The organism is Candidatus Lernaella stagnicola (genome assembly GCA_030765525.1).
Lineage (GTDB): Bacteria > Lernaellota > Lernaellaia > Lernaellales > Lernaellaceae > Lernaella > Lernaella stagnicola.
The window spans coordinates 61,695-74,760 of the sequence record JAVCCK010000002.1 but is presented as its reverse complement, the minus strand read 5'-3'; the positions used below and the strand labels follow the sequence as shown (position 1 = coordinate 74,760).

Below are 13,066 nucleotides of genomic sequence, written 5' to 3'. Positions count from 1 at the left end.
GATGACGCCGCACCCGCCAACTCATTTCGGAGCGTACAAGCTGCGGCGCAAGCTCGCCGATGGCGGCATGGGCCAACTCTTTTTGGCGCAGCGTGAGATGGCGGACGGCTTGGTCATGGAATGCGTGGTCAAAACGATTCGCCCGAGCCTGGCGCCGGATCCACGATACGCCGAAATGTTTTTGCGGGAAGCCAGAATATCGGCCTGCCTACGGCACCAAAACATCGTCCAAATATTTGACTGCGGCCGCGACGAAGCGGGCACCCTGTTTCTGGTCATGGAATACGTCGCCGGGCGTAATTTACAGGAAATATTCGATCGCACGTTCGCGATGGGGCAACGCCTCTCGGCGGTCGAAGCTCTGCGATTGGCCGTAGAAATACTAAAAGGGTTGGAGCACGCGCACGACCGGTGCGATGAAAACGGCACGCCTCTTGGAATCGTTCACCGGGACCTGACGCCGAACAACATCCTGATTTCCAACGCCGGCGAAGTGAAGATCGCGGATTTCGGTATCGCCAAAGTGGCCTTCGGTGACACAACGGAGCGCCACGACCTGCGCGGCAAGTTTCACTACATGGCGCCCGAGCAAATCGAGGGACGCAACATCGACGCCCGCGCAGATTTGTTCTTGGTGGGGATCGTGCTTTACGAGGCGCTGACAGGTGTCAAACCTTTCGAGGCCGATTCAATTCGCACCTTGCTGGGTCGCATCACCCGCGGTGAATATCGTGACGCGACTGAACTGGTGGACCTCCCCGAGCGTTTGGGCGGTTTTTTGCGGCGCGCGCTGCAACGTGACGCGGCGGTGCGTTTTCAGTCGGCGCGCGAGATGCTTGCCGCAGCCGAGCGCATCCTGTTGGATATCGGGTCGGGAACCAGCTCGGTAACGCGCGACGTGTACGTTCGCCTTTTCGGCGCGACGGACGCGGCCGAGGTTGGTGAGCCTTACAAGGACGGCCCCATCGAAACGCGAACCGTCCATCACAAGCCGACCCCCGTTTTCACGCGACGATGGTGGGTGGCAGGTGTCGTGATCGCCGCGGCGATCGTGGGCCTGTCGTTGATGGCGTGGTGGCCGCCCGGCGCGCCGGACCTCGTGCCGGAAGAAGCGCCGACCGTAGCCGACGTACCGGTTGCGCCGACGACGGAACCGCCGACGACGCCGGCAACCGAACCGCCCGCTACGGCCAAACATTCGTCTACCGTGGCGGCGGCGGTACCGGTTAGCGCCGATCCGGGTCGCGTTATCATCGGCGATTTGATGCCTTACGCCCGGGTATACGTCGACGGCGCGTACTACGACGATACGCCGACCGGTGCGATATCGTTGCAACCGGGCGTCCATGAGATCAAATTGGTCAATCCGAATCTTAAAAAGACATCCACGGTCCAGGTGAAGATCGAGCCCGGCAAAACCCGCCCCATCTACATCTGGCCGTGAGTGCGTGTTACCCGGGCGTGACGATTCGTTACCTGCGTTACACAGATAAGGGTGGGCGGAGCGCCCATCGCCGACTCGCGAGTCCGTGCGTGCGATGGCTCGAAACCCTCGAAAACAAAGGCGTATGGCGTCTATTGCAGTCGACGAACAGTTGTTGGCACAACGCTTGCTCTTTGTTTGGATCGAACGTCGTTCTACTCGCCGCAGACTGCCAAGGAAGGATCGACTATGAGGTGGCGGAAACCGTTTCTACGTTGGCTGCTCGTGATCCCGCTTTTCGTCGCGGCGACGGCCTGGCCGTGTCACGCGGAACCGACTTGCTCCTCGTTGTTTGACCAAGCGTGTCGAGCTTACGAGAAGCTGGATTACGCGGAGGCGCAGCGCTTGTTCAACTTGGCGTTGGAACTGCCCGACACTTGTTCCCGTAACGAGTTGACCAGGCTGCACGTCCTGCAAGCGAAAATTCACCTTGTCAATCAACAGCAGCGGGCGGCTGTCGAACAAATGAAGCGCGCCCTCGAAATCGACCCCTACCTCGTCGTCGATCCATTCAGTCACTCGCCGAAGGTGCTGAAAGTCTTGGACCAGGCGCGCGAAGAGTTGAAACAGGAACATCGCTTTCCCACGGCCGACAAAGTACCCGTATCTACGGATGTCGAACCTGACGACGGACACGCCGAGGACAACAACGGACCGGTCGCTTGGACCCTTTTCGGCATGGGATCGGCTTTCGCGGTCGGCTCGGGCGTGACGTTGGCCTTGGCGTACTACGAAGAAGCGGAGCAGTTCGACGCCGCCGATCGTAAAGATCGCGACGCCCGCGACGAGCATTACCGAAACGCCAAATCCTACGCGTTGGCTGCTGGCATTAGCGGCACGGTTTCGGCCGCCACCTTGGGCGCGGCGTTCTATTGGCTATGGAAAGACAATCGCGATCGACACGGCAACTTGCACGGGCTTTCCGAAAACGTGTGGATCGCTCCCATACTCACGCCTGACGGTACCGGTGTTGCCGTCGGCATCGAGTTCTAAGCCGTGAACTTTGAATTACGGCGCACGAACGGAGGAAGAACCGTGAAAATAGTCAAAACCGCTTTCTGGCTTGCTGTTTTATTGTCGTTGTTCGTCGCGGCCGGTTGCGTTCGATACGCTTCCATTGACGACGAGAAAGAAACACTCAACGTGAACGTACCGGCCGATAGTGTGCAATGGACCGCGACCGGCGTGTCCGTTCAAGCCGGCGATTCTTTGCGAATCGTTGCGTCCGGCACCGTCGACCTGGGCGCCGGCGGCAGCGACGTGCCACCCAACGGCGTCGATCAGGTCTGCCCCGACCCGTGCCCGCTGCCCTCAGCCAACCGCGGCGCTTTGTTGGCGCGCATCGGCCAAGCGAGCGCGAAGGCCGCAGGTAGCGGCGAGGATTGCCTCTTTGTCGCGGGCGCTTCCTTCAACGACAATGCGCCTTGCGTTGGGGGGCTATTTTTCATCGTGAATGACTCGGACTACTCGGATAACAGTGGCGCGTATTCCGTCTCCGTGACGCGTGAACCGACCGAAGATGATGATGATGACGACGACAATGACGACGACGATGACGATAATGACGATGACGATAATGATGACGACGATGACGACAACAATGATGACGACAATGATGACGACGACGACAATGATGACGATGATGATCTGACGAATTACCAAGACGCCGACGTCCTTTGGCGCAACGGGCCGTCAAGCGATAACCGGGTCCTATTCAATCTGCTGGCGGGCGGAGCGCCGGGGGAAACCGGTATCGCGCTGGCCCGCGAGGCCGGAGGCGATCTGATCCTCGCCGCCGACCGCGAAAAATTCGTGTTGCTCTACACTCTGGGAGCCGACACCGCGACCGAAATAGATTTCTTCTCGCTACACGGTCGGACCGCCCCCGCTGTGGCGATCGATTCGAACGGCGAATGGCACGTGTTGCTCTTCGAACAAGTCAGCGTCGCGGCTGACGCACCGCGCGCGGTGTACCACTACTTCACCGATCAGGACCAATGGCGGCTGGAGACCCGGTACCAGAACGATCCGATTATGTCGCTGCACAACCGCTTGCGCTTTGTCCTGGATTCCGCGGACGTTGTGCATCTGGTCGGCACGCATTTTACCGACAACAGACCGGTCTACTACACCAACGGAGGCGGAGGTTCGACGTATTGGTCGGACGCCTACGCGGGCGAACACGCCGCATATTTGCCGGATGTCGCCGTTGATAGTGCCGACAAAGCGTACGTATGCTACGTCGCCGCCGACGGTGGAGGGCTCCACTACTCGACCTTCGTCGACGAGGAGTGGGAAGACGAGTTGATCGCTCCCGTCGGCGCGGGCGCCGCGATCAGCCGGATATTAATTGATGACACCGACACGGTTCACGTTTTCGTCGCCGAGGACGGCGGCGTGACGCATTGGACACAGGGCGAACCGTGGACCGAAGAGACCATCGCGGTTTCGACGACGATTACCGAATTCCACACCGTGGAAGTTGTAACGGACGATGCCGCGAACTTCCGGTTCACCGCGACGGTCACCGAATCCGACACCGTCACGACATGGAACAGTTTGTACTACGCCGCGCAAGACGGCGGAACCTGGAACGTCGAACAGGTACTCACGGATAACGGGGCCGCGACACCTTTCGTGGGCAATACTCACGCGATGGTGCTGGACGTGCAGGGCGAACCGCAAATCGTTTACCACAACACGGCCGATCAAGATCTGCATTGGCTTCGCGTCGACCAAACGAAGGCGTGGTTGGACGATGTGATTTCCCATGCCGGCCGAGTAGGCGCCGGCACCGATGTGGCACTGGATACCGACGCGCAACCGCACGTGGTTTATGCCGCAGACAAAAAGGCGAAGCACTTGATGCGCACGGCGGACAAATGGCTGGGTGCCGAAGTGGGGACGGCCGACGGCGAATTCGTCGATACCACGATTTCGCTCAATACTGCCGGGGCTTTGGTATTGGGGCTCTATGACGATGGCGCCGACGAGTTATCGATCGCGCGCCGGGTGGCGGGTAATTGGAACCTATCGGCCATCGCGTCCGGCGGCGCGGGCGAGGGCCACGACATGGCCGTGGATTCCAACGGCGCGGCCCACGTGTGCTACCGCGACGACGAAGACTCGCTGGTTTATGCCACGGATGCCTCGGGATCGTGGACGGCCCTGGTGATCGACAGCCAGTTGCCCGACGGCCCGACGGGGATATCGCTGGTCGTGGATGCGCTGGACTTCGTCTACGTGAGCTACGTCGACCCGGCCAACTTGGTGTTGAAGTACGCAGACAACGTCACCGGTTCGTGGGCGACGGAAGTCGCGTACAGCCACAGCGGAATGAGACCGCACTCGGCGCTGGGCATTTCGCCCTCCGGCGTGGCGGCGATCGGCTTTGCGATACAAGTCGAGCCGGAATTCGCGGGCTTCTATCTGATCGAAAACGAATTGGGAAGTTGGCAAATGCACGGGACCGAGCAGATCGACCACGAATCCCAGAGCGCCGGAATGGCCGGTGTGTTTGTCGACGCCGATAATCAGGCGCACGCCATCTTCAACGCCGGCGATACCGAGATGTTCTATCACGCAACCTGCGACGAGGGCGAAATCGCGCAAATCATGTACGGCGCTGTCGATGGCCGCGATATCTCGGTATCCTTCGACGAACAGGGTAATTGGGTCCATTTCACTTTCATCAGCAACGGCGCCTTGCTGCACGCGAAAACCACGCCACTGTGCCGGGCGGAAAGCCATTGGCGATTCATCTGCAACTTGACGGCGAGCCAAGTGTCCAGCATCGGCTGCAACTGGCAATTCAACGATGCCCAAGGTCACGTGTTGGATAACTTCGGCGTGATCGATTGGTGCGAACGAACGGAGAGCGAGTACGAAGGCCAAGGGCTCAATTCCCTCTTCTGGTCGACGATGTCCGCCGCCGCGATGCCGTGGCAGCCGCCGGATTGCGACTGGGATTACTTCGTAGAAAACGCCCTCGATCTACCGGCGCCGGCGGCGGGCCGACCGACCACTGTGGCTACCTTATACGCGTGCAATGTGCCGTTCCTGTTGGGCGAGGGCCCTTACTATGCCTTACCCGAAATCGACGCCCGTGCCTTGTGCGTGGACTGGGACGAACGTGATTGGGAATGCCTGCAGGGCTGCGTTACCGCGAATCCATGCAACGATCCGCCGACCCCGGAAGAGACGGAATCTCTCCGCACTTGTGTCGACATGTGTAGCTGAAAAAGCTCTCTGTCTCGTTTCGTTAGGCCGCTCTTTTTGGGAGCGGCCCTTTTTTTCCTCCGCCGTCGCCACCGATAAGGCACGCGTGAACCGTAATGGCCAATGCGCCGATCAGGTGGACATTTCCCCGAGTTGACACGGCCGACAGCCCGGTTATAGGATATCGGAAATTGGTCGAACCAATATACCAATCGCCTTTGAAAGTACGGAAGGAGTGTCGAGAATGGCCAAGGCAGCGAGGAAACAGGCAGACCCGGTTCCGAACGGCAAAGAAAAAATGTGGGACTCCCTGGGGCCGATCAAACGCGGGCGAATTTCCGACACGATCCTCGTTCAATTGGTGCACTTGATTCTAGACGGTGAACTGGAGCCGGGCGACAAATTCCCGCCCGAACGCGAGTTGGCCATGCAATTCGACGTCAACCGCGCCAGCCTGCGGGAAGCCCTACGCCGGATGGAGGCCATGGGGTTGGTGCGGGTCCGCCAGGGGGGCGGCTTCTACGTTCAGGATTACAACAGCCATGGAGGCTTGGAGTTCGTGTTGTTCCTCGTTGAACACGGAATACACCTCGACCGCAAGATGATCGCGGACCTAGCCGACATGCGAATCCGGTTTGCGAAGATGCTTCTCTCGGCAGCCGTCGAGCGAATCGACGAGGAGTCCCTGGGCGATTTGGAGCGAACGGTAGGCGATATCGAAGGGGCGACGGTGGAGGACCGTTACAGCGGACAGCCGGACTTCGCGTTTTATCGCGAGTTGGCCCGGGCCACCCGCAACCAGATATTCGCCTTTTCGCTAAACACCGTCCGCGATGTCATGGCCAAAATCATCGGCCTTTATTTCCGGGTGGGCGGGGATATGGACGCCGCGCTGGACCTTTACCGCGGGCTGATTGAATCGCTCCGTCAGCGGGACGAGAAAAGGGCGCACGAGTTGCTCGAGATACAGGCGAAAGTGGACGACGCGCGTCTTTTCGCCTTTTTAGAAGAGATGGAATGATGAGTAACGACCCGAAGGAGGGAAGGATGAAGTACGGCATTCGGATCGCGATCATTTTGGCGGCGCTTTTGTTTTTCATCTCGTTTGTCACGGCGTGTGGCGACGATGACGACGACAACGACAACGATGACGTCGGCGACGATGATGACGACGTGGCTGACGATGACGACGATAACGATGACGATGACGACAACGACGATGATGACGACGACGATGATGACGACGACGACGATGATGATGACGACAACGATGACAACGATGATGACGACGATTCCGTCATGACGCACGAATTCAGCATCAAGACCTACTCACCTTCCGCGGTTTTGTCGTATTTGCCGGAATTCGCGGCACGCGGTTTTCGCCTCTATCTCGGGATACACCCCAGCAACATCGGTTCGCAGGCGTACATCGACACGCTGACCGAGGCCGAAAACTTGGGAGTTCCCGTCACGCTTTGCCCGGCTCCTTCTTCGGGGTCGTTCGCTAACGAAGATACCGTCGACCTCTTTGAGGTGGATGCAAACGCCATCCTGGACTGGACGGAAACCATCACCACCGCCATCGACACGGTGTCGGTCAACATGGAACTCGGCCCGCCGCACGACGCCGAAATTCAGGAAGCCTGGGCCAACGGAGACTTCGCGCTGCTGGTGGAAATCTTCCTGGAACTTCTGGACCGCGAGCGGTTTGCGACATCGGTGGAGAAATTCCAGACGATTGTCGAGGATTTTCAGGGCCGTGGGTACGAGGTTCAGATCACGACCTTCCCGTTCCACATGGATGACCTTGCCGACGGGGACACGGACATCCAGGACGTCTGCAACTCGCCCATGTCCGGCATCGATTGGGATCGTGTCGCCCCGTGTGCCTATTCAACCGAATACGCGCATTACCTGGGGACCTTTGAAGCGTCGCCGTACTTCGTATACGCGTACGCGAGCAAGGCCCGCGAGTATTTCGGCGACGCCGCCGTGGTGGATATTGGCCTCGTGCGAACCAGCGGCAACAACGGATACGATACGCCCGAACAACTCGAGGCGGATATCGCCGCGGCCAAGGCGGCGCGCATTCGGCGGATCGAGATTTTCAAATTTTCCGGCATGCTGGAGTATCCCGACTACGATTTCGCTGATTGGGCCGACGCGACGCTCGTGGAACCGGCGGTTCCCCCAAATGAACCGGCGATCGACTTGATGCTGCTCGGGGCGCGCTTGGTCGATCTAGTGCTGAATTTCATGCAGTAACGTGCGCGGTTCGAATCGCAGGGCAAACGATTTCGGCATTTCCGCCTAGCTGGGCATGTCGCCGCGCTTGATGCGAGGGTGGCGGGGCCCGGTCACTTCCGAGAGCGTGAATAGGTTTTTTAAAAACCAGAGAAAGCTTGGGCGAAGAATCATTCCCGCCATGCGCCGCAGATGCCAGAAGACGCCTTTGGAGAGAATGCTGCCGTATTCTTTTTCGAATGCGGTGCCGGGATAGGGGAAGAAAGGATAAATGTACGTCGGCTGACCAATGCGGTTGATGGCGTGCAAATGGCGGAACGTCGTCCATTCGTCGCGCAGCGTCTCGCCCGGTAGCTGATAGGCGAAATAGAAAAGCCCCTCGATGTCGCGGCGCTTGAGCAACCGCCCGACCCGCAGAGCTTCATGGAACTCAACGCCGTGTCCGATCCGATCCGCGATGCTTTTGACTCCCGAGACGACATCGATATGAAAGCGCACGGCTTTCGAACGGGCATATTCATCCACCGCGGCTTCGTCGACCGAAGGCAGCGGCTTGAGAAATCCTTCCCAACTCGCCGGAAAATCCAGGCGCTGAAAAAGCGACATCAATTCCCGGCTGCGTTCCGGCGGGTCGTTGCCGACGCCGTCGATTAAGATGAAATGGCGCACGCCTTTATCGCGCAGGAACAGAAGGTCTTGCTCGACGTGCGCGAGCGGCCGCAACCGTTGCCCCGACCCGCGCAAAAACGAGCTGGGACAATACGAGCATTGCCAATTGCAGCCGCGGTAACTCTGCAAACCGACTAAATACGCCGAATCGTCAAAACGAAGGCCCTCGATGTCGCAATAGGCCGGGATCGCCTCGCCGTCCAAGAACTTCGGGGGATAGTTGCACGCCACGCCGCTCGCCGTGCGGTAGCAGAGGCCGGGGATGTCCGCGAGCGCGTGCCCTTCCACAAAGCGCTCCATGGTGATCTCGCCTTCACCGATGGCGCCGACGTTGAGTTCGGGGACCCAGCGGAAAATCGCCGGTTGAAACAGCGAGAAACCGGGCCCGCCGACTATCGGGTCCACACCCAGCCGGTTGAGTTGCACGACAAGCTCGCGCAGCGACCGAAAACGTTCCAGCCAAAACATCGGGAGCACGTTGCGGTAACTGATCCCCACGACGTCGAAGCGCCGGCGCGCCAGCAAGGCGAACAAATCCTCGCGACGCTCCAAATTGAGATCCACGACGCGTACGTGGTGACCGCGGGACGCCAGGTGACTGCCGATCGCGGCGAACTGAATCGGCAGGATTCGCGGCATGCCCTTGGCGTGGAAGGGGAAATTGATCAGCAACACATCCGCCATCGTGCTCTCGTTCCTTTACGTGATGTGGTCCCGCAACCACGCCACGGTTTCGGGTAGGCCTTCTTGAATTGACGGATATCGGAGCCGCAGATTCAAGTCCGTTTTCAAACGCCGATTCGAAAACACGGCGTCGTGAGTCAAGAAATCGTAAACACCCCCCGCCAGCGGGGGCTCTGCACGCCATGTCTGCATGGCGTCCAATACGGCGGCCGCCGCGCGCTGCAACACCAAGGGCGTCTGTCGCAGGCGCATCGGCATGTCGCAGAGTTCGGCCAGACGCCGGACAAAATCGGCGGGCGTGGTGCCGCAATCGTCAGCGGCATTGTAGACCGTCACATCGTCGCCTTCGAGATCGACCGCGGTTGCCAGGATTTGGGCGACATCGGCAACGTGGACGGTGGGCAGGCGAACGTCGATCCGACCGGGGAAGGGCAGGCCGAGCCGACCCATGCGCCGGGCCCAACGAACAAACCACACCAGATAGTGCGCGCCCGGTCCGTAAATTGTCGAGCCGCGGATGATCGTCGCCGGCTGCCCCGCTTCGAATACCGCCTGCTCGCACCCTCGCTTGTAACGGGTGTAAGCGTCGTCGACCAAGTGGTTGGCGAGAGGCTCGGTGTCTTCGTCGGCGGGACAGGCGCTCGGCGGCGCGACGGTCGTCACGCTGCTTACCAGCACGAAACGCCGCAACCCCGAACTTCGCGCGGCGGCCAGCATCTCCCGAACGAGCGATACGTTTCGCGCGGTGGCATCGGGCAGCGAAAGGCCGATTTCTCCGACATGAATCACCGCATCGGCGGCGGCGACGGCTTCGCGAACCCCGGCAAAATCGGTGAGGTCGCCGACGAACACCTCACAACCCAACTCACGAGCCTCGGTGATGTCGCTCGACGAGCGCGCGAACAACAGCACGTCGCGGTTTCGCCCGCGCAGTTCGCGTAACAGATGGCGGCCGACGAATCCGGTGCCGCCGGTGACCAGGATGCGCATTCTCAGTTCCTCCGGGCCGGCGGTCGCGGGCCGCGCACGATTTCCCACGCGATGCGATGACCGTGCGGCAACGCGGCGCGAATCAGGCCGGCCATCGACCGGTCCGCCGCCAGGCCGCGCGATACGGCGGCCACCAAATGGGGGCTTCGCGCCAAGAGAGTCGCGGCAATGTTGAGGCGACGTGTGGACGCGGCGATGTCGGCCTGCCGGGCGCCCTTGATGAGCCGCTCGCCGAATTGGTCGCGCCAGCGGCTCTCGTAGTCCTCCGGTCTGCCTTCGACGATAGCGTCCGCCGCTGCGACGGCACCGCGAATGGCGTAGATGATTCCCTCGCCGTTGGCCGCGTCCGTGTGTCCGGCGGCGTCGCCGATCAAACAGAAACCCGGTCCGCTTGCCGGGCGATCAAAGAATCCTGGTGAACTCGGCGAGGGTTGCAGTCCAAACCAAGGCACAAAATCGGACGGCCATTCGGTCGCATACTTTGCCGCGAAGGCCGCCAACCGCTTTGTTAGCCCGACGGCGCGATCCGCGCGGCGCGCGAGGACGAGTTGCGCGAAATCTCTGCCCGGCAAGCGAAATACGATGCCGCCTTCGGGCAGAAAGATCGTGTCCAATTCGGCAGGGCGAACATCCGGGTACCGGCGACCCGCTCCCGCAATGAGATCGCGGGGATTGAACTTTCCCAGAAGTTCGCGTCGTACGACGCTGCCGGCGCCGTCGGCTCCGATAAGGAAGTCGGCCCGCTGCTCGCCTTCTTCGGAGGTGACAATCCACTGCTTGCCGTCGCGCCGGAGGCTTTTGACACGCTGCTTGACCCACCGGGCGCCCGCGGCGATGGCCCGCTGTAACAAAAACCAATCGAATTGCGCGCGATCCACCAAGTCAAACTGAGTTGCCGCGAGCTTGCCCGGCACGACGAAGGACTTGCCGTTTGGCGCCGTGTAACGGCGGTCACCGACAAACTCCTCCCGATCGGTGAATTCCGCGACAACCGGTTCGAATGGCGCAACGTCATGGCTGAGGAAACCGGAACACGGTTTGAAGCGCGGATGGCTGTGATCGAAGAGGGCGACGGCGATGCCACGTTCGGCAAGCCGGCGTGCGACCACCGCGCCGGCGGGACCGCCACCCACGACAATCACGTCCCAGGTTTTCGCTTGGACGCTCATGTCGGAGACTTCCACGGTGATGCGAGTTTTGCGCGAAACCAAGCCCACGCGGCGCTCGCGAGATCGCGGAGCAGGAATCCGAAACCGGTGCGCATGTGACTCATCCGCAACGAACGACGGCGCAAGTGCCGGGCGATCATCCGCGGCCGTAAATAGTAGGCGAACATCATCAACCGTTGCCACAACAACAAGGTGGTCGCGCTCATGCCGCCGGGCACGACGGTGACGCGGCGCTGTTTGTCCGAAGATCGAAACCAAGCGCAATAGGTTTCGGGGTCGAAGTCGCGCATCAGTTCTTCCCGATGGCGTTCGAATAATTCGCAGCCGGGGTACGGAATGGCGACGTTGAATTTCGCCATGTCGCAATCCAGTCGTTTCGCCACTCGAAACGTGCGGCGCAGGTGACTCGTGTTCTCGCCCGGCAAACCGATCATGAACAGCCCGAAGACGTGAATCCCGGCTTCGCGGGCCCAGCGCGCGACGTGGTAAGCCTGTTCGAGCGTCGTGCCCTTGCGCGTTTCCTTCAAAACTTTCGCGTCGCCGACTTCGAAACCGAATTCCAGGTTGGTGCACCCCGCGCTCGCCATTTCGAAGATCAGTTCGCGGTCCGCCAGGCTGACGGCCAACTCGGCCGACCAATGCAAATCGCGATGCAATCCCGACTCGCGCATGGCGTTGCAGAAGGCGATGCCGTCGGCGCGACGTGTGGGAAAGTTGGCGTCGAGAAAAACGAAATTGCGAATTCGGAACTCTGACTGGAGAAACCGAACTTCCTCCAGCACATGTTCCACCGGCCGGGTTCGCACGCCCTTATGAAAAATCTCCTGACCGCAAAAGGTACATCGCATGGGGCACCCGCGCGATGCGAGAATCGGCAACGTGCGCCCGAACAAACCGAGCGTCGGCGCCTCGGCGTAAACGTCCAACCCGTCGGTCAAACATTCCCAGGCCGGGAAGGGCAGGCTCGTCAAATCGGCGACCTGTTCGTGGTCCGGATTCACCACGATTTCGTCGCCGTCGCGAAAACTCAATCCGGCGACGTTCGTGAGTGGCGACTTAGTTTCCACGGCAGCGAGCAGTTCGGCGAAAGGCGTTTCGCCCTCGCGTCGCACGATACCATCAGCGGCCTTTTCAGCGAGGATCTCGCGGTGAAAAATCGTGGGGTGAACACCGCCGAGGACGGTCATGCCGCGGCCGCCGCCGTCCCGGTATTGCTTCAGAATGCGACGGGCCGTCGGGTATGCGGGGGTCAGGGAGGTGATGCCGACCATGTCGGCCGCCGCCGCCGTCAACCGGCTTACCAGGGAGCGCTCGTCCTCGCGCGTGGCGAACTGGTCCCACACCTCGACCTCGTGTCCGCGACCTTTGGCGATCGCGGCCAACGCGGCCAGCGAGAACGGCGGGATCGGTTCCATCAATGGATGTCGGCCGCCGTTGTTTGGGTTGATCAGGACTATTTTCATTGTGCAGATCGTTTTCCGAAGTTCATTCGGCGGATGATTCGCCGGTGACGGTCCATCTTAGGTAAGGGCCGGAGCAACCGCAAGTGAAACAGCCGGACGGGAGGCGCGAAGCGGTCGTCTGATTCGCAAAAATCAGATCGTCGTTA

9 protein-coding genes are annotated in these 13,066 nt (G+C 60.5%); 5 read left to right on the top strand and 4 right to left on the bottom strand.

Annotation, left to right across the window (positions count from 1 at the left end; genetic code table 11):
• Position 1: 1 nt before the first annotated feature.
• The 5 genes from P9L99_00335 to P9L99_00315 all read left to right on the top strand — a co-directional run bounded on the left by P9L99_00335 (position 2) and on the right by P9L99_00315 (position 7,966).
• Positions 2–1,444, top strand: coding sequence for a serine/threonine-protein kinase (locus tag P9L99_00335; protein MDP8221777.1), 1,443 nt, complete (start codon positions 2–4; stop codon positions 1,442–1,444).
• Between the two features lie 228 nt (positions 1,445–1,672).
• Complete coding sequence (locus P9L99_00330; GenBank protein MDP8221776.1) at positions 1,673–2,476, top strand: hypothetical protein; 804 nt, start codon at positions 1,673–1,675, stop codon at positions 2,474–2,476.
• Positions 2,477–2,518: 42 nt separating this feature from the next.
• Entirely contained in the window at positions 2,519–5,722 is a 3,204-nt protein-coding gene (locus P9L99_00325; protein ID MDP8221775.1) for a hypothetical protein, read from the top strand.
• Positions 5,723–5,945: 223 nt separating this feature from the next.
• Positions 5,946–6,722, top strand: coding sequence for a GntR family transcriptional regulator (locus P9L99_00320; protein MDP8221774.1), 777 nt, complete (start codon positions 5,946–5,948; stop codon positions 6,720–6,722).
• A 26-nt stretch (positions 6,723–6,748) separates the two neighbouring features.
• Positions 6,749–7,966 carry a hypothetical protein gene (locus tag P9L99_00315; GenBank protein ID MDP8221773.1) on the top strand — a complete coding sequence of 406 codons (1,218 nt, stop codon included), beginning with the start codon at positions 6,749–6,751 and terminating at the stop codon, positions 7,964–7,966.
• A 45-nt stretch (positions 7,967–8,011) separates the two neighbouring features.
• On the opposite strand, the gene P9L99_00310 is transcribed toward P9L99_00315, so the two are convergent.
• Genes P9L99_00310 through P9L99_00295 form a run of 4 tightly spaced genes read right to left on the bottom strand, consistent with a single transcriptional unit; the run spans position 8,012 to position 12,920 of the window.
• Positions 8,012–9,298 (bottom strand): radical SAM protein, encoded by a 1,287-nt coding sequence (locus P9L99_00310; protein ID MDP8221772.1) that lies wholly within the window; start codon positions 9,296–9,298, stop codon positions 8,012–8,014.
• A 15-nt stretch (positions 9,299–9,313) separates the two neighbouring features.
• The gene (locus P9L99_00305) at positions 9,314–10,288 is read right to left on the bottom strand and encodes an NAD-dependent epimerase/dehydratase family protein (GenBank protein MDP8221771.1); all 975 of its coding nucleotides are present in this window, start codon (positions 10,286–10,288) and stop codon (positions 9,314–9,316) included.
• Positions 10,289–10,290: 2 nt separating this feature from the next.
• Entirely contained in the window at positions 10,291–11,457 is a 1,167-nt protein-coding gene (locus P9L99_00300) for an NAD(P)/FAD-dependent oxidoreductase (GenBank protein MDP8221770.1), read from the bottom strand.
• On the bottom strand, positions 11,454–12,920 hold the full coding sequence (locus P9L99_00295; GenBank protein ID MDP8221769.1) for a radical SAM protein: 1,467 nt from the start codon (positions 12,918–12,920) through the stop codon (positions 11,454–11,456). Before P9L99_00295 ends, P9L99_00300 begins: the two co-directional genes overlap by 4 nt.
• Positions 12,921–13,066 lie beyond the last annotated feature (146 nt).